This window comes from Arthrobacter sp. UYCu512, assembly GCF_040547075.1.
GTDB lineage: Bacteria > Actinomycetota > Actinomycetes > Actinomycetales > Micrococcaceae > Arthrobacter.
The window spans coordinates 107,156-128,841 of the sequence record NZ_JBEPPA010000009.1; the positions used below are offsets into that span (position 1 = coordinate 107,156).

Annotated in this window: 27 protein-coding genes and 2 pseudogenes; 16 read left to right on the forward strand and 13 right to left on the reverse strand. The window is 65.9% G+C overall.

The window, feature by feature from the left end:
• The first annotated feature begins 18 nt into the window (after nucleotides 1-18).
• The gene (gene rpsR, locus ABIB49_RS11335) at nucleotides 19-258 is read left to right on the forward strand and encodes a 30S ribosomal protein S18 (protein WP_003800144.1); all 240 of its coding nucleotides are present in this window, start codon (nucleotides 19-21) and stop codon (nucleotides 256-258) included.
• A gap of 17 nt (nucleotides 259-275) precedes the next feature.
• A complete protein-coding gene (gene rplI, locus ABIB49_RS11340) occupies nucleotides 276-728 on the forward strand; it encodes a 50S ribosomal protein L9 (RefSeq protein WP_226775607.1) in 453 nt (150 codons plus the stop codon).
• Nucleotides 729-989: 261 nt separating this feature from the next.
• On the opposite strand, the gene ABIB49_RS11345 is transcribed toward rplI, so the two are convergent.
• Nucleotides 990-1,253 carry a hypothetical protein gene (locus ABIB49_RS11345; RefSeq protein ID WP_348774710.1) on the reverse strand — a complete coding sequence of 88 codons (264 nt, stop codon included), beginning with the start codon at nucleotides 1,251-1,253 and terminating at the stop codon, nucleotides 990-992.
• Here ABIB49_RS11345 and ABIB49_RS11350 point away from each other — a divergent pair.
• Nucleotides 1,252-1,947 (forward strand): annotated as a pseudogene (locus tag ABIB49_RS11350) (PhzF family phenazine biosynthesis protein). The gene ABIB49_RS11345 and the pseudogene ABIB49_RS11350 overlap by 2 nt on opposite strands.
• Nucleotides 1,948-2,067: 120 nt before the next feature.
• On the forward strand, nucleotides 2,068-2,694 hold the full coding sequence (locus tag ABIB49_RS11355; RefSeq protein WP_226775608.1) for an FMN reductase: 627 nt from the start codon (nucleotides 2,068-2,070) through the stop codon (nucleotides 2,692-2,694).
• A gap of 117 nt (nucleotides 2,695-2,811) precedes the next feature.
• Here the strand turns inward: ABIB49_RS11355 and ABIB49_RS11360 are convergent, their stop codons facing one another.
• Both ABIB49_RS11360 and ABIB49_RS11365 read right to left on the reverse strand, forming a co-directional pair.
• Nucleotides 2,812-3,387, reverse strand: coding sequence for a hypothetical protein (locus ABIB49_RS11360; protein ID WP_226775609.1), 576 nt, complete (start codon nucleotides 3,385-3,387; stop codon nucleotides 2,812-2,814).
• 4 nt (nucleotides 3,388-3,391) lie between these two features.
• Nucleotides 3,392-3,859 carry a hypothetical protein gene (locus tag ABIB49_RS11365; RefSeq protein WP_226775610.1) on the reverse strand — a complete coding sequence of 156 codons (468 nt, stop codon included), beginning with the start codon at nucleotides 3,857-3,859 and terminating at the stop codon, nucleotides 3,392-3,394.
• Between the two features lie 627 nt (nucleotides 3,860-4,486).
• Between ABIB49_RS11365 and dnaB the strand changes: the two genes are divergently transcribed.
• Nucleotides 4,487-5,866, forward strand: a complete 1,380-nt coding sequence (gene dnaB / locus ABIB49_RS11370) for a replicative DNA helicase (RefSeq protein WP_226775611.1) — start codon at nucleotides 4,487-4,489, stop codon at nucleotides 5,864-5,866.
• A 3-nt stretch (nucleotides 5,867-5,869) separates the two neighbouring features.
• Here dnaB and ABIB49_RS11375 read toward each other — a convergent pair whose 3' ends face one another.
• Nucleotides 5,870-6,844, reverse strand: coding sequence for an acyl-CoA thioesterase (locus ABIB49_RS11375; RefSeq protein WP_282360021.1), 975 nt, complete (start codon nucleotides 6,842-6,844; stop codon nucleotides 5,870-5,872).
• 194 nt (nucleotides 6,845-7,038) lie between these two features.
• Here ABIB49_RS11375 and ABIB49_RS11380 point away from each other — a divergent pair, with 194 nt between their 5' ends.
• The 3 genes from ABIB49_RS11380 (at nucleotide 7,039) to ABIB49_RS11390 (ending at nucleotide 9,451) form a co-directional block, all read left to right on the forward strand.
• A complete protein-coding gene (locus ABIB49_RS11380; protein WP_226775613.1) occupies nucleotides 7,039-8,397 on the forward strand; it encodes an MATE family efflux transporter in 1,359 nt (452 codons plus the stop codon).
• A gap of 9 nt (nucleotides 8,398-8,406) precedes the next feature.
• Nucleotides 8,407-9,000, forward strand: coding sequence for a hypothetical protein (locus ABIB49_RS11385; RefSeq protein ID WP_226775614.1), 594 nt, complete (start codon nucleotides 8,407-8,409; stop codon nucleotides 8,998-9,000).
• Between the two features lie 85 nt (nucleotides 9,001-9,085).
• Nucleotides 9,086-9,451 carry a hypothetical protein gene (locus tag ABIB49_RS11390; protein ID WP_226775615.1) on the forward strand — a complete coding sequence of 122 codons (366 nt, stop codon included), beginning with the start codon at nucleotides 9,086-9,088 and terminating at the stop codon, nucleotides 9,449-9,451.
• A 111-nt stretch (nucleotides 9,452-9,562) separates the two neighbouring features.
• Here ABIB49_RS11390 and ABIB49_RS11395 read toward each other — a convergent pair whose 3' ends face one another.
• Nucleotides 9,563-10,105 (reverse strand): CGNR zinc finger domain-containing protein, encoded by a 543-nt coding sequence (locus ABIB49_RS11395; protein ID WP_226775616.1) that lies wholly within the window; start codon nucleotides 10,103-10,105, stop codon nucleotides 9,563-9,565.
• Between the two features lie 177 nt (nucleotides 10,106-10,282).
• On the opposite strand from ABIB49_RS11395, the gene ABIB49_RS11400 reads away from it, so the two are divergent.
• Nucleotides 10,283-11,248, forward strand: coding sequence for an EamA family transporter (locus tag ABIB49_RS11400; protein ID WP_282360081.1), 966 nt, complete (start codon nucleotides 10,283-10,285; stop codon nucleotides 11,246-11,248).
• Nucleotides 11,249-11,315: 67 nt separating this feature from the next.
• Here the strand turns inward: ABIB49_RS11400 and ABIB49_RS11405 are convergent, their stop codons facing one another.
• Nucleotides 11,316-11,579 carry a hypothetical protein gene (locus tag ABIB49_RS11405; protein ID WP_226775617.1) on the reverse strand — a complete coding sequence of 88 codons (264 nt, stop codon included), beginning with the start codon at nucleotides 11,577-11,579 and terminating at the stop codon, nucleotides 11,316-11,318.
• A 174-nt stretch (nucleotides 11,580-11,753) separates the two neighbouring features.
• On the opposite strand from ABIB49_RS11405, the gene ABIB49_RS11410 reads away from it, so the two are divergent.
• Nucleotides 11,754-12,026: a DUF2277 domain-containing protein gene (locus tag ABIB49_RS11410; RefSeq protein WP_226775618.1), complete on the forward strand. Its 273-nt coding sequence runs from the start codon at nucleotides 11,754-11,756 to the stop codon at nucleotides 12,024-12,026.
• 20 nt (nucleotides 12,027-12,046) lie between these two features.
• Here the strand turns inward: ABIB49_RS11410 and ABIB49_RS11415 are convergent, their stop codons facing one another.
• From ABIB49_RS11415 to ABIB49_RS11430, 4 genes are all read right to left on the reverse strand, one after another.
• Nucleotides 12,047-14,344: a heavy metal translocating P-type ATPase gene (locus ABIB49_RS11415; protein WP_282360018.1), complete on the reverse strand. Its 2,298-nt coding sequence runs from the start codon at nucleotides 14,342-14,344 to the stop codon at nucleotides 12,047-12,049.
• A gap of 52 nt (nucleotides 14,345-14,396) precedes the next feature.
• Entirely contained in the window at nucleotides 14,397-14,627 is a 231-nt protein-coding gene (locus tag ABIB49_RS11420) for a heavy-metal-associated domain-containing protein (protein WP_253031707.1), read from the reverse strand.
• Nucleotides 14,628-14,690: 63 nt separating this feature from the next.
• Nucleotides 14,691-15,038, reverse strand: coding sequence for a metal-sensitive transcriptional regulator (locus ABIB49_RS11425; RefSeq protein ID WP_226775621.1), 348 nt, complete (start codon nucleotides 15,036-15,038; stop codon nucleotides 14,691-14,693).
• Between the two features lie 289 nt (nucleotides 15,039-15,327).
• The gene (locus ABIB49_RS11430) at nucleotides 15,328-15,840 is read right to left on the reverse strand and encodes a universal stress protein (RefSeq protein ID WP_226775622.1); all 513 of its coding nucleotides are present in this window, start codon (nucleotides 15,838-15,840) and stop codon (nucleotides 15,328-15,330) included.
• 109 nt (nucleotides 15,841-15,949) lie between these two features.
• On the opposite strand from ABIB49_RS11430, the gene ABIB49_RS11435 reads away from it, so the two are divergent.
• The 4 genes from ABIB49_RS11435 to ABIB49_RS11450 all read left to right on the forward strand — a co-directional run bounded on the left by ABIB49_RS11435 (nucleotide 15,950) and on the right by ABIB49_RS11450 (nucleotide 18,079).
• Nucleotides 15,950-16,300 carry an ArsR/SmtB family transcription factor gene (locus ABIB49_RS11435; RefSeq protein ID WP_226775623.1) on the forward strand — a complete coding sequence of 117 codons (351 nt, stop codon included), beginning with the start codon at nucleotides 15,950-15,952 and terminating at the stop codon, nucleotides 16,298-16,300.
• Nucleotides 16,301-16,376: 76 nt separating this feature from the next.
• Nucleotides 16,377-16,577 carry a hypothetical protein gene (locus ABIB49_RS11440; RefSeq protein WP_226775674.1) on the forward strand — a complete coding sequence of 67 codons (201 nt, stop codon included), beginning with the start codon at nucleotides 16,377-16,379 and terminating at the stop codon, nucleotides 16,575-16,577.
• 68 nt (nucleotides 16,578-16,645) lie between these two features.
• On the forward strand, nucleotides 16,646-17,785 hold the full coding sequence (locus tag ABIB49_RS11445; protein WP_226775624.1) for a WD40/YVTN/BNR-like repeat-containing protein: 1,140 nt from the start codon (nucleotides 16,646-16,648) through the stop codon (nucleotides 17,783-17,785).
• A gap of 6 nt (nucleotides 17,786-17,791) precedes the next feature.
• Nucleotides 17,792-18,079 carry a MoaD/ThiS family protein gene (locus tag ABIB49_RS11450; protein WP_354157075.1) on the forward strand — a complete coding sequence of 96 codons (288 nt, stop codon included), beginning with the start codon at nucleotides 17,792-17,794 and terminating at the stop codon, nucleotides 18,077-18,079.
• Here ABIB49_RS11450 and ABIB49_RS11455 read toward each other — a convergent pair.
• Nucleotides 18,076-18,321 carry a hypothetical protein gene (locus ABIB49_RS11455; protein WP_226775626.1) on the reverse strand — a complete coding sequence of 82 codons (246 nt, stop codon included), beginning with the start codon at nucleotides 18,319-18,321 and terminating at the stop codon, nucleotides 18,076-18,078. The genes ABIB49_RS11450 and ABIB49_RS11455 overlap by 4 nt on opposite strands.
• A gap of 172 nt (nucleotides 18,322-18,493) precedes the next feature.
• On the opposite strand from ABIB49_RS11455, the gene ABIB49_RS11460 reads away from it, so the two are divergent.
• A complete protein-coding gene (locus ABIB49_RS11460; protein ID WP_282360016.1) occupies nucleotides 18,494-19,576 on the forward strand; it encodes an ATP-dependent DNA ligase in 1,083 nt (360 codons plus the stop codon).
• 102 nt (nucleotides 19,577-19,678) lie between these two features.
• On the opposite strand, the pseudogene ABIB49_RS11465 reads toward ABIB49_RS11460, so the two are convergent.
• Both ABIB49_RS11465 and ABIB49_RS11470 read right to left on the reverse strand, forming a co-directional pair.
• Nucleotides 19,679-19,951: pseudogene (locus tag ABIB49_RS11465) on the reverse strand (MFS transporter); the annotation flags it as partial.
• Between the two features lie 171 nt (nucleotides 19,952-20,122).
• Nucleotides 20,123-20,362, reverse strand: a complete 240-nt coding sequence (locus ABIB49_RS11470) for a hypothetical protein (RefSeq protein ID WP_226775628.1) — start codon at nucleotides 20,360-20,362, stop codon at nucleotides 20,123-20,125.
• Between the two features lie 229 nt (nucleotides 20,363-20,591).
• Here ABIB49_RS11470 and ABIB49_RS11475 point away from each other — a divergent pair, with 229 nt between their 5' ends.
• The gene (locus tag ABIB49_RS11475; RefSeq protein WP_226775629.1) at nucleotides 20,592-21,530 is read left to right on the forward strand and encodes a diacylglycerol/lipid kinase family protein; all 939 of its coding nucleotides are present in this window, start codon (nucleotides 20,592-20,594) and stop codon (nucleotides 21,528-21,530) included.
• Nucleotides 21,531-21,686: the final 156 nt, after the last annotated feature.

The window sequence follows — 21,686 nt, forward strand, 5'->3', positions numbered from 1 at the left end:
TCGAATAGGAGCTCCACGATGGCTAAGGCTGAACTCCGTAAGCCCAAACCAAAGTCCAACCCCTTGAAGGCCGCTGACATCACTGTCATCGACTACAAGGACGTAGCATTGCTGCGCAAGTTCATCTCCGACCGCGGAAAGATCCGCGCCCGTCGCGTCACCGGCGTCACGGTGCAGGAACAGCGCAAGATCGCCCAGGCAATCAAGAACGCCCGCGAAGTTGCTCTGCTGCCTTACTCCGGCGCTGGCCGCGGCTAAGGAAGGGATTAACTAACATGGCAAAGCTCATTCTGACCCACGAAGTAACCGGTCTCGGTGCTGCAGGCGATGTTGTCGAGGTCAAGGACGGTTACGCACGTAACTACCTGCTGCCCCGCAACTTCGCTCTGACCTGGTCCAAGGGCGGCGAGAAGCAGGTTGAGTCAATCAAGACTGCCCGCGCCGCCCGCGAGCACGCTTCCCTGGAAGACGCTCAGAAGCAGGCCGCAGCACTCTCCGCCAAGCCGGTCAAGCTCGTTGTCAAGGCTGGCGAGACCGGACGACTGTTCGGCACCGTCAAGCAAGGCGACGTGGCCGACGCTGTTGAGGCCGCTGGCCTTGGCCGCATCGACAAGCGCAAGGTTGAACTGCCGACCCACATCAAGTCGGTCGGTTCCTACCAGGCCAACGTCCGTCTGCACAACGACGTTGCCGCTGTGATCGACCTCGACGTAGTCGCAGGCAAGTAGCCCTCAACGGCTCTGCACTCCCGAACTACTGGAAGGCCTCCGCCTTCGGATTCCTTGTCGGAACCGGATGCGGGGGCCTTCTGCGTTAAGATTCAGTCCCGGTGCAATACGGTCGTGACGTAACGGTAACCGTCCCGAACCAGCCCGGTCAGCACTGCCTCGTCAACGTCTCGAGCATAGTGATGTAGAGACAGCCAGCCCCGGTTTTGTGCTTCCCCAGCTGGGCCCGCAGGCTGGCCGGCTCCGGCCCGCAGCTCGGCCCTAAAGCGACAGGCTGGCCTTTCGCGGCGAGAAGCCTACTGCGGGTGCGTACCCTGCGCGGCCGGTCTCGTATTTGTAGTGGTACCGTCCGAAGCCCAAAATCGCGGGACCCCACATCTGGGCAGCCTGACCTGTCGCTTCAGCCATCGCCGAGAGCAAGCGGAGCCCTTCCCGGCGCCTGACAGGATGCTCGATGGCGGCCAGGAACTCCTCGACGGACGCGCCGGTGGCTGTGGTTATGTTTGCGGGCTTATTCGCGGCCATGCGTGCAGTCTCGCAGGGCCCGTCCGCGTTTGTCAGCTACCGGATCAGGATCTTCAGCGGCAGCCAAGAGTTCCCTTTTGCCGGGCACCCGACGCTCGGCTCGGCGCACGCCTGGCTCGCGGCTGGCGGTGAACCCCGGTAGGACGGGACGGTGGTCCAGGAGTGGGGGGCCGGACTGGTCAGGGTGAAGCGCGAGGGCGGGAGGCTGGCTTTTGCGGTGCCGCCGCTGACCCGATCGGGTCCGGTGGCCGAGGTGGTCCTCAGCCGTATTGCCGCCGGGCTGAGGCTGGAGCGGGAGGCGCTGCTTGACGCATCCTGGCTGGTCAATGGCCCTGAGTGGATCGGTGTGCTGCTGGATTCGGCGGATCTGGTGCTCGGCCTCAGGCCTGACTACTTGGCCCTGGCGGGACTGAAAGTCGGTGTGATCGGTCCCCACCCGGCCGGCTCCGAGGTTGGCTTTGAGGTGCGGACCTTTATCCCGGGGGACGCCTTGCCGGAAGACCCGGTCACCGGCAGCTTCAACGCAGGTGCCGCCCGGTGGCTGATCGGCAGCGGCCGGGCCTCGGTGTCCTACCTGGTGGCGCAGGGGACGGTGCTGGGCCGGGCCGGGCGGGTCCACATTGACGCGGTGGGGGACGACATCTGGATTGGCGGGAACACGGTGAGCTGCATTGAGGGGATGGTCCTGCTCTGAGGGGGCCGACCGGATGGCCAGGAGCGGCGGGGAATAAACGAGCAGGCACACGGCTTGACTAAGTAGATGCAAACGCATGAATTGGCGTTTGGTCCGGATAACAACTTGAGGAGCATTCGCGTGGAATCCCGCCGCATTACAGTTCTCTCTGCCGGACTCGGCGTCCCGTCGTCGAGCCGCCTGCTCGCGGACCAGCTGGCCGCCGCCGTCGAGCGCCAGCTCGCCGCCGCAGGATACGCAGTCGATATCGAGGTGCTGGAACTCAGGGACCTCGCCGTGGACATTGCCAACAATTTTGTGACCGGCTACGCCGCGCCAAAGCTGGCCGAAGTGATTGCCGGCGTCCGGGCCTCGGAGGGTATCATCGCCGTCAGCCCGGTCTTCAGCGCCTCCTACAGCGGCCTCTTTAAGTCCTTCATAGACGTCCTCGATCCCACGTCGCTTGAGGGCAAGGCCGTTCTGCTGGGCGCGACTGCCGGAACCGACCGGCACCAGATGGTGCTGGACTTTGCCATGCGGCCCCTGTTCACCTACCTCCGTACCCGGATCGCCGGCACGGCTGTCTTCGCCGGGCCCCAGGACTGGGGAAAAGACGGCGACGGCGAATCGCCGCTATCCGTCCGGATCGACCGGGCGGCCGGGGAGTTCGCCCGCCTCCTGGAAGTCCCACAGACGCTCCAGAAGCCGGATGCCCTGGCGACGCTGCCATTTGAGCAGCTGCTCGCCGGTATCTCGGCCCGCCGGTAGAGCGTTCCAGCCGGTAGAGGGTTCCGGCCGCTGCCGGAAACGTTCGGGCAGCTCCAAGCAGCGGCGCGTCCGGTAGTTGCTCACGCGTGAGTGCGCGGGGCGGCGCCGGACCGTTCGTCAGTCCTCCAGGAGTTCGATGAACTCGCGGGCCTGCTTGATGGAGATATCGGAGTGGCGGGTCAGGGCTTCCGCTGCGGCTTCGGGGTCGCCGCTTCTGGCCATGGTGCGGATTCGGCCGTAGATCTCGTCGTTGAGCATGTTGCTGCTGACCTCGCGGGTGACATCGCCCTTGCTGGCGATCGCACGGTAGCGGTACGCGAAACGCTGAGGCGCGTCGTCGTCGTCGTCCTCGCTGGGCTGCTGTCCCGGCACCTCCGGCCGGAAGGGCTGTGGGTGGGACGCAAGCGCCCCTACGGCGTCCCGGGAGGCCCGCAGGCCGTCCCCGGTAGCTTCGAGGTAGAGCTTGATGGCTCCCATTGCCTGACCCTGGGCGATCAGCGCGTAGAGGCGGCGGTGCTGCTCCTGGTTGAGCTTGGCCGCGGAGCTACGGGCCAGTTCCAGCGGATCACGCCCGGGCCGCGGGGCGGTTTCCGCCCGGGACCCGCTGGTCTTCCGGCCGACGGCGCGGGCGGCCAACAGGACGCCGGCGACGACGAGCGCCAGGATCAACAGGGGGATAAGCATGGATTCCATCAAGCTATAGCCGATCTACGTAATTCTTGGCGGTCAAAAGGTCTGACTGGGTTGCTTGCCGCAGCAACTTAATGGCCTGGATCTTTTTGCCGTTCCGGGCCAGGGACTGCAGCTGCAGGGCAAACTGTGGATTCAGCTGGCCGCCGGGCAGGACCGGCCCCTGGTAGCCGGGCTGCCCGACGGCCGGGGCAGATCCGGTCTGGGCCCGCAATGCCATGCGGGCATGATCGGCCTGCTGGGACTGCTGCTGTTCGTTTTGACTCGGACGCGTGGCCGCGTCCACCCGGGCCCGGGCGGCAGTAGCGGCCTGCACCTGGGCGGCGTAGTGGGCCTGTGAACGGACAGCGAGCTCCTGCTGGTAGCGATCCGCGTCGGACAAGCCAAAATCACGTGGTCGCAGGGCCGTCGTAAACGCCCAAAGTACAGCTGCCACGATGAGGGCAGGCAGTATAACTAGCAATACATCGCCCATGTGAAGAGCTTATGCCAGATCGCAGTTATCCACAGCACATTCTGCGGCCGGCGTACCATCAGTGCCGGGAGGCACCCATCCAGCCCGCCAGGTGAGGAACATCACCAAATGCGCATATTTCCGCCGGAGTGTGGCCTCATGTGCCGATCGCTATCCCCAGCCGCACCTAGCGCACTGTGGATGAACGCCGGCCGTATTTCTTTTACGTCCACACGGCCTTTTTTGCGTTTACGCAGGTCAGGGGCTGATTATGCGACAAAGAATTTTTCTATCCACAGCTGTTCCCACAGGCTGTGCACAAGCAGGGGGTGGTAGTGCACAGGTTATCCACAGGGGTGGAGACTCTTCGGGTTGGTGCCTGCCCGGACGGGGGATAACGTTGCTGGATATCGCGCCTAGGATCCTGGATTCCGATGCTGCCTTTCTTTCGGATTCCGCCCGGCCGGGCTGGATCCGGCCTGTGGAAAACCGGCAGTACGGGAGGCGGACAAAATGTCGGAGCCGGTTGATAGGACTTAACCCGTCGGATAACGGCCGGGCCGAGGCCAACCCGCAGCACAGACCAAAAGGCATACACGCCGCCGGCGAACGAAGGTCCGCCGCGGCACCCAATGGAGGACGGCAGTTTTGTCAGTTACGCATCTGGACTCAGTCGAGGGGACCCGCGGAGCCGAAGGCAGCCGCAAGCCGCCGCAGGACATTCCCGCCGAGCAGTCCGTCCTGGGCGGCATGATGCTGTCAAAGGACGCCATTGCCGACGTCGTCGAGATCCTTCGTGGTGTGGACTTCTACCGCCCGGCACACGAGACGATCTACGAGGCCATCATCGACCTCTACGGCCGGGGCGAGCCCGCTGACGCCGTCACCGTTTCGGATGAACTGACCAAGCGGGGCGAGATCAACCGAATCGGCGGCCCCGCCTACCTGCACGAGCTCATCCAGACGGTTCCCACCGCTGCCAACGCGGGCTACTACGCAGAAATCGTCGGTGAACGCGCCGTCCTGCGGCGTCTGGTCAATGCGGGCACTAAAATCGTCCAGCTTGGCTACGGCCAGGACGGCGAGGTCGAAGACCTGGTAAACCAGGCCCAGGCCGAGATCTACGCCGTCGCCGAACGGCGCACTGCAGAGGACTACGTGGTCCTCAAGGACGTGATGGAGTCCACGGTGGACGAGATCGAAGCCTCCGGCCACCGCGAAGAGGGAATGACCGGCGTTCCGACCGGCTTCTACGAACTTGATGAGCTCACCCACGGCCTGCACCCCGGTCAGATGATTGTCATTGCGGCCCGCCCCGCCGTCGGTAAGTCGACGTTCGCGCTGGACTTCGCCCGCTCCGCTGCCATCAAGAACAATCTGGCAACGGTGATGTTTTCGCTGGAAATGGGCCGGAACGAGATCGCCATGCGCCTGCTGTCAGCGGAGGCCACAATCGGCCTGCAGGATCTGCGCAAGGGCACGATCAAGGACGAGCAGTGGTCCAAGATCGCCACCACGATGGGCCGGATGAATGACGCTCCGCTCTTCATCGATGACAGCCCCAACATGTCATTGATGGAAATCCGGGCCAAGTGCCGCCGGCTGAAACAGCAGCACGATCTCAAGCTCGTTATCCTCGACTACCTGCAGCTGATGAGCTCCGGCAAGAAGGTGGAGTCCCGCCAGCAGGAAGTTTCCGAGTTCTCCCGCGCGCTGAAGCTGCTGGCCAAGGAACTGCAGGTGCCGGTCATTGCGCTCTCGCAGCTGAACCGTGGTTCGGAGCAGCGCCAGGACAAGCGGCCGATGGTCTCGGATCTGCGCGAATCCGGCTCCATTGAGCAGGATGCCGACATGGTCATCCTGCTGCACCGCGAAGACGTCTATGACAAGGAATCGCCGCGTGCCGGCGAAGCAGACATCCTCATTGCCAAGCACCGTAACGGCCCCACAAAAGACATTGTGGTCGCCTTCCAGGGCCACTATTCAAGGTTCGCGAACATGGCGGCGGATGCCGGTGGCGGCTTCTAGGAGCTAGCTGCCGCCACTGGGCAGCAGATGGTTGGGCAGCCGGTTCCCGGGTGCCCGGCCGCGGATCTCCAGCAGTGCCCGGGCGTGGGCGTACAGCCGATTGTCCTCCTCGGACACCGGCACCCATTGCGGGACCGGGACGGATGTGCCGTGTTCGTCGCGGGCCACCATCACGGTCAGGCAGTACGTTGTGAGGTGAAGCTCGCGTCCCTTGGGGTCTCCGGAGCGGACGTGCACCGCGATATGCATGCCCTTCGTTCCGGTGTAGACCAGCCGGGCCTCCACCTCCACCACATGGCCGATGAGCAGCGGACGATAAAACCTCACGCCGCCGGAGAAGACGGCTACCGTGTCCATGCCGCAGTAGCGTGAGGCACAGACGTAGGCCGCCTCATCGATCCATTTCATAACGATGCCACCATGGACCTTGCCGCCCCAGTTCACATCCGTGGGGGCGGCCACAAAACGGAGGACAACGCTCTCGGCCGTGCCGGCGTCGGTGTATTCCTGTCCGCTCATCGCCTGCACGATCTCCTCGCGGACCTTGATCCGGGCCACTGCGTGGTCGCGCTGTTCGATCCCGTCCGGTGCGGTCGGTTCAAACTGCGGCACCGGGACGGGCTTGCCGTCCGCGCCCACCGCCACGAAAATCACCAGACACTGGCTGCGCATCGTTGCCGGACCGCCTTTTACATCGCCCGAGGACACCACTGTGCGGATGTGCATGGAGGACCGGCCGGTGTAGACGATCGTGGCAGTGACCTCAACCATGTCCCCGCTGTTGACCGGGTTCGCGAAGTGGATGTTGCCCACGTAGGCGGTTACGCAGTAGGACTGTGCCCAGCCGACCGCGGCGGCGTAAGCCGCCTTGTCCACCCACTCGAGCACCGTGCCGGCGTCGACCGAACCGCTGTGCCCGACGTCGGTCGGAGCTGCAAGGAAGCGCAGGGTTACGGCGTTGGCGGCAGTCTCACTCATGCACAGAGTGTACTAACGGGCTGCGGAAGCGCCGCCGGATCCCGACACAAATGCTATCCGGGACGCCACACACCGCAAGCCGGACCGGGGTGGCGGGCAAATCATGCCGGAACTGAATTGACGCTGTTTCGGTCCGGGTGGACGCGTTGTGCTGCGAAGCGGTGCGACGCCAGGGGTGCCGTTAGTGTGGTTGCGTGCCAGCCTCCGCCCCGCCTCCTGCAGTGCTCCCGTCCCCGGCCAGCCGACGGCGCGAAATCCTGCGCCTTGCACTCCCGGCGTTCGGGGCGCTCATCGCCGAACCAGTGTTCCTCCTCGCCGATGCCGCCATCGTCGGCCACCTCGGAGTGGCCCAGCTTGCCGGCGTCGGGTTGGCCTCCGCGGTGCTGCATACAGTGGTGGGACTTATGGTCTTCCTGGCCTATTCGACCACTCCGGCCGTGGCGCGGGCGGTCGGCAATGGGCAGCTGTCCACGGCTCTCGCTGCCGGACGTGACGGCGTCTGGCTGGCGTTAATGCTGGGGGCATTCCTTGCCGTGGCGGGCTTCGTTGCCGCCGGGCCGCTGCTGGACCTGATGGGTGCCCGTGATCAGGTGCGGACCTTTGCTGTGGACTACCTGCGCTGGTCAATGCCCGGGCTCGCCGCGATGCTGCTTATCTTCGCCGGGACAGGCGTGTTGCGGGGGCTGCAGGACACGCGGACCCCGCTCTTTGTCGCGGCCGCCGGCTTTACCTTGAACATCGTGCTCAACCTCTTCCTGGTTTACGGCTTGCAGCTGTCAGTCACCGGCTCCGCCATCGGCACCAGCATCGCGCAGTGGGCCATGGCGGTTGTTTATGTGGTGATTGTCCGGCGGAACGCCCGCAACCACGGGGTCTCCCTGCGCCCCGAGTGGCGCGGCATCCGGGCGCTGACCAGGGTGGGCTCGTGGCTAATGCTGCGGACGCTGAGCCTGCGGGTGGCAATCCTCGCCACGGTCCTGGTGGCCACTGCCCAGGGGCCCGTGAACCTGGCAGCCCACCAGCTCGCCATGACGGTCTTTACTTTCCTCGCCTTCGCCCTCGATGCCCTCGCCATTGCCGCGCAGGCGCTGATCGGCAAGGAACTCGGGGCTGCCCGCCCGGCTGCCGCACGGGAGCTCACGGGCACTATGGTCCGCTGGGGCATCGGGTTTGGTGTGCTCACGGGAATCCTGCTGGCAGCTGCGGCGCCCTGGGCGGGGCTGCTGTTTAGCTCCGACGCCGAAGTCCGTGCCGCACTCGCGGTGGCGCTGTGGGTACTGGCGGCCGGCCAGCCGATCGCCGGATTTGTTTTCGTTCTCGACGGCGTGCTGATCGGGGCCGGCGACGCAAAGTATTTGGCGATTGCCGGCGTCGTGAATCTCGCGGTGTATCTGCCGCTACTTCTGCTTGTCGGGCACACGGGCGCTGGCGGCAGCGCTGGACTGCTCTGGCTGTGGGCGGCGTTTTCGCTGGGGTATATGGCGGCGAGGGCCGTGACGCTGGGCGCCCGGGCGCGAACGGACCGGTGGATGGTGCTCGGTGCTTCGCACTAAACTGGACGTGTGACTCTCCCCGCAGCCCCTGACGCGTCCACCGCCCTGCCCGCCGCGGCGGTTCTCTGGAAGCCCGTGCTAATCCGGGCGGCAATCGCCCTGGGATTTGGTGCCGTGACCGTCTTCTGGGCTGCACCAACCGCCATGGGCATGGGATGGGCCGGCGGCGCCTACCTGCTGGCAACCGGACTGGTGCTGCTGCGCAGCATCCACCAGACCGGGCTCCGTCCCGGGTCCGCCGCCGGAAAGGTGCTGTCGGCAGCCGGCGCCGTGCTGACCGGGACAGGGGCCGCCGTCGGGCTCATCTCCGGGAGCCTGGTCTTCGGTGTCCTTGCAGCGCTGGGGCTTGGCCTTGCCGGCGCCGCAGAACTCTACCTCGGCATCACCCTCCGGGGACGCTCACTCCTGGCGCGCGACTGGATCGCCTCCGGTGTGATCGGACTGGGCACGGCGGCGCTGCTGCCCTTTTTCATCGATCTGGGTCCGCATGCGCTGCTCGGCATCGCCGGCGGCGGCGGCATTATCAGTGGCGTGCTCTGGGTGCTGGCCGGACTGACGCTGCGGCACGATGCGCAGGCAGATTCGGCGGAGGCCGTAAACTAGGAAGCGAACAGGTTCTACCTGGTGTAGAACGATTGCGCTACCACAATTGCCACGCCCATTGCGTCGGCTGCAGGAGGAAAGCACCTTGGCACAGCAGAAATCAGGAGCCCCGCGCAAGCTGCGGACCTCGGTCAAGGGACCGCTAATGTTCTCCGCGTTCTGGGCTGTGCTGGCCTTCGTCACCACCTTGATTTTTGCCTCCGGCGGCAGCGCAAAGACGGCCCGCTTCGATCTGGCGTTCACGGCCGGCGGGAGTGCGTTCATTGTGATTCTGGTGGTGCTCGCCATGCTGTCAATGGGCCACAAGCCCAATGCCGAACACCTCGGCAAGGGATCCGGGGTCAACCTCAGCTCCCGGAACGCCGGCCAAGGCGGCCAGTCGGCGCAGCCTGAACCAGGGTCCGGCGCGCCAGGGTCCGGCGGCGACCAGGCACCCGGCGGCGACCGCTAGCTGTCCGACTGCCGCCGACCGCCGCCCCTCCGGCGCCGACCGATGGCCGGGGCTGCTGCTGGATCCGGCCGCCAGCGCCCGTGATGCCCTGCCCCTCCGCTCTGACGTGGCCTAGGAGGCTGCCTTGCGGGCCCGGTACGCCGCCACGTGGGCGCGGTTGGCGCAGTTCCCGGTGTCGCAATAGCGCTTCGACCGGTTTCGGCTCAGGTCCAGCACCACGGCGTTGCAGTCCTCGGCGGCGCAGACCAGCATCCGGTCCATTTCTTTGTTCCGGATGACGTCAACCAGGGCCATGGCGGCCTCCGTGCTCATCCTGTGCGCCAGTGGCGCGTCCGGGGTGGTGGCGTGCAGGTGCCAGTCCCAATCACCATGCCGGACGAGTTGGGGCAGTGCCCGCGCCTCCCGCAGCAGCCTGTTAACGGTGTCCACCGCAGCGGATTCGTCAGCGAACCACAAGGCCGCGAGTTCGCCGCGGAGGCGGTGCACTCCGGCAAGTTCGGCCTCGTCCCGGGTCCGCGAGCCGGTGAACCCCTCCGCCTCCAGAAACCGATCCAGGTCCGGCACTGTGGAAAGGTGCTCCGCACCGTTGGCCGCGGAATTGACCAGGCTGACAACCGACCGCAATGCCACCTCAGTGTCAGGGGCAAAAAGCATCTTGACTCCTTACGTAGGCGTGGCGTACTGTCATGACCATAACATCACTTTACTCCTGACAGGAGGCAGCCCTTGCCTGCCGATCGCTACCCGGCCGAAACGCCCGCCATGGCCGATTCCGGGTCACGATCCCCCGGAACGCCCGGCGCCCGCCGCCCCGGCGCGGCGGCAGGGTTCATGGCATCCGGGCTGGGTGTGGCCCTGTTTTCCTCGGCGGTGTTCGGCCTCTCCGGCTCCTTTGCCAAGGCGTTGCTGGAGACCGGCTGGAGCCCCGGGGCAGCAGTCACGGCCCGCCTCACCGGGGCCGCGCTCATCCTGGCCGTTCCCGCAGTCCCGGCACTGCGCGGGCGCTGGCACCAGCTGAGGGACAACTGGCTTACCGTCCTGCTTTTCGGGCTTATTGGGGTCGCGGCCTGCCAGTTGTTCTATTTCAACGCAGTGGCACGGCTTTCGGTCGGGGTTGCCCTCCTGCTGGAGTACCTGGCCCCCGTGATTATCGTGCTGTGGCTCTGGGCCGCCAGCCGCAAACGGCCCCGCCCACTGACAGTCGGTGGAACGCTGCTGTCCCTCGCCGGGCTGGTCCTGGTCCTGGACCTCACCGGAGCCGTCAAGATCGACATCGTCGGAGTCCTGTGGGGGATAGCAGCGGCCGTTTGCCTCGCGATCTATTTTTTCATCACGGCCAAGGAAAACGACACCCTGCCGCCGATCGTACTGGCCTCGGGCGGGCTTATGGTGGGCGCAGTGACGATGTGGCTTGCTGCGGCAACCGGCCTGCTGCCGATGGCGTTCAGCACTGCCGATACCCGGCTGGGCCCTTGGGTGGCGCCTTGGTGGGTGGCTCTGAGCGGGCTTGTGGTCCTGGCCACGGTGCTTGCGTATGTCTCCGGCATTGTGGCGGCACGCGCCCTCGGCTCCAAAGTGGCGTCCTTTGTGTCGCTGACCGAAGTGCTCTTTGCCGTCATCTGGGCGTGGCTTTTGCTCGGCGAGCTGCCCGGCCCCATCCAGCTCCTCGGCGGGCTGCTGATTGTCGGCGGCGTGATCCTGGTCCGGCTGGATGAACTCTGGGCGCCGTCCCGCGCCGGCGAAGCCGGGTCGCCGGCACCGCTGGACCACGCGAACGACGTCGAACCGGTGCCGTAGGCACGAACTGACTAAGCCGGCCCGGACGCTGCTGCGTCCGGGCCGGCTTAGTGTCTGGAGTTTTTGCCTAGCGGGAAGCGCTTTCCTGCTCGGTGGCGTTGCGGCTCGCCTGCTTGCCGGCCTCCTGCAGTGCCTGGGAAACCTTGGCCAGTGCCGCCACGTGCTGGCCGTTCCATTCGCTGCGGAACTTATCGGCGTCCGGGCCCTTCCAGTCGGTGCCCTCGAGCACCTTGGTGAGCATCGACTTCTGCTTGTCGATCTCCGACGAACCGGCCTGCAGCTTCGTCCCAAGAGTCTTGAGCTGAGCAATATCTGCGCCCCAAATAGCCATTCGAAAATCTCCTCAAAGCTTAGAAACGGATCCGGCCCTGCCGGGTTCCGCTGCGGCTTCCGGCTGTTCCGGAAGATCCAATGCCCCCAAACTATCCTGCCGGCCAAAATAGTGTCGATGGGCAGCCCTCCCCATGCCCTCGATCCCAGGTTGATTGGGGCCTAGCATGGAGGCATGTGCCGAAACATCCGCACCCTCCACAATTTTGAACCCCAAGCCACTGACGCGGAGGTGGAAGCCGCCGCGCTGCAGTATGTGCGCAAGATCAGTGGGAGCACCAAGCCGTCGAAGGTCAATGAAGAGGCTTTCAACCGGGCTGTCCACGAGATTGCACATGCTACCGAGCACCTGCTGGCCGCCCTGGTCACCCAGGCTCCAGCCAAGGACCGCGGCGAGGAAGCTGCCAAAGCGAAGGCCAGGGCCGCAGTCCGCTTCGGCGCGGCCTGAGGCGGCGGGCGGACGGCGGCTTACTTGCCGAAGCCGCGGAGCCGCAAAGAGTTGGCCACAACCAGGACGGAACTGGCCGCCATGGCAGCGCCGGCAATCATCGGGTTAAGCAGGCCCAGGGCTGCTACCGGGATCCCGATGGCATTGTAGAAGAACGCCCAGAAGAGGTTTGTCTTGATCGTCGCGAGGGTCCGGCGGGACAATTCGATGGCCTGGGCCACCTGCCCCAGGTCGTTGCCCATGACCGTCAGGTCTGCGGCCTCGATCGCGACGTCAGTGCCTGAACCCATAGCGATGCCGAGGTCTGCCTGGGCCAGTGCCGCGGCGTCGTTCACGCCGTCGCCAGCCATGGCGACAATGGCGCCGGCGTCCTGCAGCTTCCTGACGGCCTGGACCTTGCCCGCCGGCAGCACCCCGGCGAAAACGTCTTCGGGAGCGATGCCGACGTCGGCGGCCACCTGGGCGGCGACGGCCGCATTGTCCCCGGTCAGGAGGATCGGCCGGAGGCCGAGCTCACGGAGCCGGCGGATTGCGGGGGCTGAGCCCGGCTTGAGCGTGTCCCGCAGGCTGATGATGCCTGCCGGCTGCCCATCCACGGCGAGCCAGATGGCTGTGGCCCCGGAATGTTCGGCGGCGCTGAATGCCTGAAGCTGTGAGGCGGTCGGGGAGATGCGGTTTTCGGCAAGCCAGCCCGTCCGGCCAGCCGTTACGACCTTTCCTGCAACCTTTCCCTCGACCCCGCCGCCCGGGGCCGACCGGAACCCGGTGACGGCAGGAAGGGTCCCGGCGTCGTTGGTGCGGCGTTCGGCGGAGAGCGCGGCCGCAGCGATGGCACGCGCGATCGGGTGCTCAGATGCGGCTTCGACCGAACCGGCCAGGCGCAGGACCTCGTTTGTGCTGAAGGCTCCGAAGGCCTCGCTGCCGTCGACAGCCAGGTGGCCGCTGGTCACGGTACCGGTTTTATCCAGCAGGATGGTGTCAACGGTCCGGGTGTCCTCAAGGACTTGTGGTCCCTTGATCAGGATCCCCAGCTGCGCGCCGCGGCCGGTTCCGGTGAGCAGACCTACGGGGGTGGCGAGGCCAAGGGCGCAGGGGCAGGCGATGACAAGTACAGCGACGGCGGCCGTGAAAGCCGCGCGCAGTTCGGCGTCGCTGATGGCCGGGCCGGCCGCGAGCAGCCAGGCGCCGAAAGTGAGGGCAGCGATGAGGAGGACCACCGGCACGAACACCGCGCTGATCCGGTCGGCAAGGCGGGCGATCGGCGCCTTGCCGGTCTGCGCCTGGGCGACCAGACGGCCCATCTGGGCCAAAGTCGTTTCGGCTCCGACGCGGGTGGTGCGGACCAGCAGCCGGCCGGAGGTGTTGATGGTGGCGCCCGTGACCGGAGTGCCAGGGCCGACTTCCACCGGTACCGATTCGCCGGTTACCAGCGAGGCGTCCACCGCGGAGTTCCCTTCGACGACGACGCCGTCGCTCGCGATTTTCTCGCCGGGGCGGACAACAATGAGATCCCCTACCCCAAGCTGATCGGCCGGGATCTGCTGTTCCCGGCCGTCCCGGAAGACTGTGGCATCCTTGGCTCCCAGATTCAGCAGGGCCTTGAGCGCGTCGCCGGCCTTTTCCTTGGCGTTGGCCTCCAGGTAGCGGCCCAACAGCAGGAATGTGGTGACCACCGAGGCAACCTCGAAGTAGAGTCCGCCCGAACCCATCGCCATGCTTTCCCCGCCCGCGTGCCCGGTCATCTGCGGGTCTGCGAATAGCTGCCAGGCCGAGAAGACGTAAGCGGCCGTCACCCCGATGGAGACAAGAGTGTCCATCGTGGAGGCCAGGTGCCGGGCATTAATGGCAGCGGCGCGGTGGAACGGCCAGGCGGCCCAGGTAACCACCGGCAGGGCCAGGGCCCCTGCTGCCCAGCCCCAGTTGGCGAACTGGAAAACGGGGAACATCGAAATCAGGAAGACCGGGATGGTGAGGACGGCAGCGGTCACCAGGCGCGGGCGGAGCTTGGCTGCCGGGTGGGCCGGTAGGTGGTCGCCGCGGGTGGCGCCACCAGCCGGCGTTTCGACGGTGAACCGGGGAGGCCGGACTGTCGCCTTGTACCCTGCTGCCGCTACGGTGGCGGTGATTTGGGCGTCCGTGATGGCCGCCGGCACTGTGACCTGTGCCGACTCCAACGGCAGGTTGACGCTGGCTGTCACGCCGTCAAGTTTGCCGAGCTTGCGTTCAACACGGCCGACACAGGAGGCACAGGTCATGCCCTCGATGTCGAGCTCGATCACCCGGTTTCCGGGCTGGCCGAATAACTGCTCTGTACTCACTGTGGTCCTGTCCAGATGGTGTGCGCGGCGTGGAATGACGGGCGGGTGGCGCTCAGGTCTCGTTGGCCACCACCAGGTAGCCCGATTCCGCAACGGCCTCGCTGATCTCGGCGGAGGACAAGGCCCCGCCGGAAGTGATGGTGACCGTGGAGACGCCCCCGGCGTTGAGGTCGACGTCGACCTTCTCGACACCCGCCAGGGACTCCAGTTCCTCGCTGACGGATGACACGCAGTGCGCGCACGTCATCCCGGACACGTTGACGATGGTGGATACGGTGCTCATGGCTCTCTCCTCTGGGGACGGGCTGTTGTGGTCCACGGCCCGGTGTTGTTGTCGATGGTGCCGCTACCGCAACAGGCGGCCGATAGCGTCAGTGGCTTCTTTGACCTTAAAATCAATCGCTGCGGCCCGCAGCGAGGGGTCCGGTTCTGCGGCGGCGCCGACGACGCAGTGCCCGATATGTTCCTCCACCAGCCCCAGGCTGACGGCGTGCAGGGCCTTGGTGGCGGCGGCGACCTGGGTGAGGATGTCGATGCAGTACTTGTCTTCCTCGACCATCCTCGCGATGCCACGAACCTGGCCTTCAATCCGCTTCAGCCGCCGCAGGTAAGCGTCTTTGTTCGCGGAATAGCCGTGCTGTTGGGGAGGTTCGGTGTCCGCGCCTGATGCGACAGCGATTTCGTGCTCGTCCATAACCCAAACATATACCCCCCAGGGGTATGGTGCAAGCGCGGTGCGGGCGCACGGTGCAAGCGCGGTGCGGGCGCACGGTCGGGCCCTGCGAAAGCGCCCGGGGACAAAAAAGCTCCGGAGTGCGTTATTGGGGGATACGCACTCCGGAGCAGTCTTTGGGGGCCGTCTCTGGCCCACGGATTCAACCATACTCGGCGGTAAGTGGAGAAAGCCAGCACCCCGAATAACTACTTTCACTTTACTTACGGGAGGTTCGGTTGAACCCTTAGACAACGCGCAAACCATTAGCTCACGAGTCATGTTTTGTCTGGTGATGGACTGCGGGCCGGACCGGAACCACCAGGATCGGATGGTCCTGGTGGTGGCTGAGCCAAGCGGCCACCGAACCGTTGAGGGCCGCGGAGACGCGGTGCCCCAGCCCGGGTTCCGGCGTACCCACGATAATCATGGGGGCGCCGACCTCAGCCGCAAGCCTGCCAAGCGCCCGGGCCGGGTCCCCCGCCAGCGTCCGCAGGGTCCACGGAATGCCCAGCGGGTCGCAGGCGGCGTTGATCATGCTCCGCAGTTCCCGGGCCACTGCCCTGATCTCGGCGTTGTCCGTGTCCGGGTGCAGCGAGAGCCGGTGCGCGGACCGCGTCGGGTCCCACTCCACGAGATAGCTTTCTTCATCCACGTGGGCGCAGATCAGCTCGGTACCGAGGCCAGCCGCCAGTGCGGCTGCGGTCTGGAGCACCCCGGGGCTCTGCCCCGGGAGCACGCCGACAACAAGCGGGGGCTGGGCAATCTGGCGCTCGGCGGACATACTCCATTCTTTCCCCTGCCCCGCGGCGCGAACAGGGGCTTATTCCCCGGTCCGGGTTTCAACCCTGCCCACCATATCGACCACTGTCAATATGGTGCATAATGGAGAGATGACGACGCTGCAGATTGTTAAGCCCGCGGCCGCGGAAATATCCGGCACCTCGTCCGGGATGCCATTTTTGGCTGCGGATCAGGCGCAGGGCAAGGCCCAATTCTTCAAGGCCCTTGCCGACCCGAACCGGCTGCGGCTGTTGTCCATCATCAAGGCGTCCGACGGCGGCGAGGCTTGCGTCTGCGACCTTACTGCACCCCTTGAGCTCGGCCAGCCGACGGTTTCCCATCACCTTAGGATCCTCGTGGACGCAGGCCTGCTGCACCGCGAAAAGCGTGGCACCTGGGCCTACTACTCGATCGTCCCGGGCGCACTCGAACGGCCCGCCGTCGTGCTCGAGGACCTGTAGCCGCCAGGGTCAACCGGCTCTTGAACACCCCGGGGACGCGGCCTAACGTTGAGAAACTGAGGAAAGGGTGACCGCTGTGGAAATCTTTATGTGGTGGCTGGATCTGGATCTGGCGAGCAAGGAGTGGCTGCGGGAAAACCTTCGCGCCGCCGAGTTCCCGCTGCCGGTACTCCAGGGAATTGCCGAGGCCGGCGGCCCCCACCCGGCGGATGTTTCCGGGGTGCTTACCGGCGCCGATTGGGACTTCATCGCCACCCAGTCCGAATACGTGGACTGACAAAGCCGAACAAAAGCGCACGGGAAGACACCATTGCGGCCAGCAGCAGGTGGTGGTTGCATGGGGGCATGGCTACCGAAGAGAGTTATGTCCTGGCGATCGGCACCAAAAAAGGTCTCTGGCTCGCTACCAGCCCCGACCGCAAGGACTGGTCCCTTTCCGGCCCGCATTTCCTGATGAGCGAAGTCCCCAGTATCGGCATCGACAGCAGGGATGGCCGGACCCGGATCCTGGCCGGCGTCCGCTCGGAGCATTGGGGTCCCACGGTCTTCCACTCCGATGACCTGGGCGAGACCTGGAGCGAGCCCGAGCAGGGTGCCATCCGGTTTCCGGCGGGCACGGATGCTGCGCTCGAACGCATCTGGCAGATCTACCCCGATGCCGAGTCCCGCCCCGGCGTCGTCTGGGCCGGCTGTGAGCCGATCTCGGTCTGGAAATCGATCGACGGCGGTGAACACTTCGAACTTAACCGCGGGCTCTGGGACCACCCGCACCGCAGTGAATGGGGTGCCGGCTACGGTGGCGCTGCGGCGCACTCCATCGTTGTGGACCGCACCGGTGAGAAGGTTCACGTCGCGATGAGCACCGGCGGCGTCTACCGCTCGCTCGACGGCGGGAGCTCCTGGGAGCCGCGCAACCAGGGAATTTCGGCCTACTTTATGCCCGACCCCAACCCGGAGTTCGGTCAGTGTGTGCACAAGATTGCCGCCGACGCCTCGGTCGAAGGCCGGCTCTATGCCCAGAACCACCACGGTGTTTACCGCAGCGACGACAATGCCGAGAGCTGGACCTCGATCGCTGACGGTCTGCCCGCAGACTTCGGATTCGTGATGCTCACGCATCCGCGGCGGGCCGGGACCGCCTGGGTCATCCCGCTCAAGGCCGACGGCGAACGAATCCCGCCCGAGGGTAAGTTGGCGGTCCACCGCACAGTCGACGCCGGCGCGAGCTGGGAGCGCCTGGACGACGGGCTCCCAGAGGCTGAGTTCAACGCCGTGCTGCGGGACGCAGCCTGCGTCGACGCTGCGGAACCTGCCGGGGTGTACTTCGGTACGCGAGGCGGCAGCGTTTACGCCAGCGCCGACGAAGGCGCCCACTTCACCGAGCTGGCTTCGCACCTGCCCGACGTGCTGTGCGTGCGGGCCGCAGCTGTAAGCCCGGCGCTGGTGTCCGGCACGGCCACGCCCGGCATCCCGGCGAATGCCTGAGTCGCCGTGGCCGGGATCAACGTGGTGTTGCCGAGTGTGCTCCATCCCCTTGCCGGCGGGCAGTCCTTCCTGACTGCACCCGTAGCCGCGGAGGTGACGGTGGCGGCTTTGCTTGACCTGGTCGCCGACGAATACCCGGCCCTGGCAAGGCGGCTCCGGGACGAAACCGGGACGGTCCGGCGTCACGTGAATATATACGTCAACGGGAATGAAATCCGGCGGCTGCAAGGCCTGGGCACCAGGGTGTCACCGGGTGAGGAGCTCCTGATCATCCAGTCCGTCGCGGGCGGCTAGCTGCTTGCAGCGACCCGCCAGAGGCTGCACTCGTCGGTGTTAATCGCCTTCCGGCTGCCCGATTGCCGGTCCATAATCCACACGACGCTGATTCCGGGGGCGGTTTCCTGGACGCACCCGCGGCGGATCACCACGTCGTCGTAATTGGGGCCGACCTTCAGCCGCGCCTCGATCTCGTCGCCGCGGTGCAACTGATCCAAGGCGCGGATGCGGGTCACGTGGGCTGTGGCTTCCTTCAACATGGCGGGACCTCCTGGACTGGAGCGTGATGCCTGCTCTTGCCGGCGCTTCCAGTGTGGCGCGCCAATGTTGCCACCTCGTTTCGATCCGGTAAGACATGGGTAAGCGTCCGGCGCCGGGGTTGTTGCCGTGCGGCAGCTGGCGGTCGCCGGGGTCCGGGCGGACAATAGGGCCATGCAACTGCCGCTGATGCCGCCGATCGCGCCGATGCTGGCAAAGGCCGTGCGGGCCCTGCCGGAGGGCCCGGTGATGTTCGAACCGAAGTGGGACGGTTTCAGGTCCCTCATCTTCCGTGACGGGGCCGAGGTGGAGATCGGCAGCCGCAACGCTAAGCCCCTAACGCGTTACTTCCCGGAGCTGGTTGAGGCGCTGAAAATGAATCTTCCGCGGCGCTGTGTGATTGACGGGGAGATCATTATGGTCGGCGCCTCGGGCGACCGGCTCGACTTTGATCTGCTGCAGCAGCGGATCCATCCTGCCGCAAGCAGGGTGCGGCTACTGGCCGAAGCTACACCGGCGAGTTTTGTCGCGTTTGACCTGCTTGCCCTCGACGACGAGGACCTGACCGACCGTCCGTTCGCCGAGCGGCGTGCCGCCTTGGAGCGTGTGCTCGCCGGCAGTGCCCCGCCAATCCACCTCACCGCCGCGACCCGGGACCGGGGAACAGCAAAGGAATGGTTTCACCGGTTCGAGGGAGCCGGTCTCGACGGGATCGTGGCCAAACCCCTCGACGGGAAGTATCTGCCGGACAAACGCTCGATGTTCAAGGTCAAGCACGAACGCACCGCGGACTGCGTTCTCGCCGGGTACCGGGTGCACACTTCCGGGCCGGACCGCGTCGGGTCGCTCCTGCTGGGACTTTATGACGCTGCCGGCAGACTCGCCAACGTCGGAGTTGTGGGGGCTTTCCCGATGCAGCGGCGCAAGGACCTCTACGGTGAACTCCAGCCGCTGGTGGCCGGCGGTGAGGGCCACCCTTGGGCCCGGACCCACCAGGATGAAGGGACCCGGACACCCCGCAACGCCGAGGGCAGCCGGTGGAGCGGTGGCAAGGACCTCTCGTTTACCCCGCTTCGGCCGGACCGGGTGGTGGAGGTGAAATACGACCACATGGAGGGTCAAAGGTTCCGCCACACAACGCAGTTTGTCCGCTGGCGCCCGGACCGGGAGCCGCGCTCCTGCACCTATGACCAGCTCGAGGTGCCGGCGGGCTTCGATCTGGCCGCGGTCCTGGGGAACGGAAAGGCGCCATCCTGACACCCTGACCTGACCTGACCGGACCTGACCGGACCTGACCGGACCTGACCGGACCGGCCCTGACCGGACCTGACCGGACCGGCCCTGCCCGCAGCGGCCGGGTTACTTGAGGCCGAGCTCCTTGGTGGGAATTTTGAAGGATTCCTTGGCGGTCAGGGCCGAGACGGCCGCGGTGACACAGATGGCGCCGGTGAAGATGCTGATCTGGACCCAGCCGCCGGGCTTGATGCCGCCCATGGCCGCGACGATCGCCGGGGCGAAGCCTGCCATCAGGAAGCCGAGCTGGGTGCCGATGGCCAGGCCGGAGAAGCGGACCCTGGTGCTGAACATCTCGGCGTAAAAGGACGGCCAGACAGCGTTGGAGGCGGCGTAGCCGCGCCGGTCCATGACGGCCTCAAGGTGGTCGCTGCCATTAACGTGTCCCTGCACGCCCAATCGTTTGCCGGCCAGCCCGACCCGGCGGCCTACGTGGGCTCGGTGCGCGAGGCGACGGTTGCTACCGCCGAACTCATCTCCGCCGACCTGTCGTCCTGACGCTCGCTGCACTCAGTTGACGGAGTCCGGCGAAGGGGCGGTCGAGACCGTAATAGTGACCCCCGCGGCGTCGTCACGGATCTTAAGGTGGAGGTTCCTGCCCACCAGCGAGGCATGGATGTCCTCGCTGTCCGTCGGGGCGATCTGTTCTGCCAGCCGCGTGACGGCCAGCGCCATGGCCCGGCCCCAATCATGGGGATCCATGCTGGACGCCTCGGCCTCGGCCGAGAAATTCTCCTGTGCTTCCGACATGTGCTCCCGCTTCCCGCCCCTGGAACGCGTCCCGCCAGGCCGATCCTGGCGGGCGGCCTTCCCGGCAGGATTCCCATCCCGGAAGGCTCCAGTACTTGAGCATGGCCAGTCTAGTGACCGTGACACGCGGACGTCCACGGTTCGCGGCCCAGCCGCCGAAGTTAAGCACGGAATCCCGCTAGGATTTCAATCCGGGACACCCCACGCCCGCTATGTCTTGAAGGACGTTATGCCAGAGAACGATTCCGAGCCTGAACGCACTACACCACCCCGGCGCGCCGCCGTCGTTATCAACCCCGCCAAATCCGGTGGACCGGAGCTCCAGCGCGAGATCTTGCGGCTTTGCGAAACACAAGGCTGGGCTGAACCGCTGTGGCTCGAAACCAGCATCGAGGACCCGGGCACCGGCCAGGCCCGCCAGGCACTGGAGGCCGGGGTCGACGTTGTAATCGCGGCCGGCGGCGACGGGACCGTGCGCTGCGTCGCGGAGGTGCTCGCAGGCACCAAAACGCCCATGGGTCTGGTGCCGCTGGGGACCGGGAACCTCCTGGCCCGCAACCTCGGCGTGGACATCAGCGATCCGGTTGCAGCCTGCCGGGGCGTCCTCACCGGCAGCGAACGGACCATCGATGTCGTCAAGGCAACACTCGACCACTCCGATGAGCAGCAGTTGTTCCTGGTCATGGCCGGTCTCGGCTACGATGCGGCAATTATGGCCGACACCGTGGACGTGCTGAAGGACCGGATGGGCTGGGTGGCCTACGTGGAAGCGGGCATCCGTAAGCTTCCGGGCAAACCGGTTAAGGCGAAGATCAGCGTCGACGGCGGGAAAACCGTCCAACGCAGGATCCGCAGCGTTATGATCGGCAATTGCGGCCGGATCATGGGCGGAGTCGAGATTTTTCCCGATGCCAAGTTCGACGACGGTGTGCTGGACCTGTTGGTCCTGGCGCCCCGCGGCCGGTTTGGCTGGCTGGGCGTTGTCGCCGGGATCTTCGGCCGGAACAAGCGCGAGACCGAGTCAGTCGAGTACTTCCAGGGCAAGGCCGCCGAGATCACCTTGGAGCGCGAGCAGGAGTTCCAGCTGGACGGTGACCATCTCGGTGCCGGAACGCATTTGGCTGTGGCCATCGATCGAGGTGCTTTGACGATCCGGATGGCCGGCTGAAGTATCGGCGGGCGGTCCTCGGCGATACTTGACTTCGCATTTCCGGCACAAGCCGGGGTGGCTGGGCCCCGGCCATGAGTACTACCCGGGTAAGTCTCCGGAGTGTGGTTCGCAAAGGCGAGTACGAATCACTCGTGACTGCCGTATTCCTCCCAA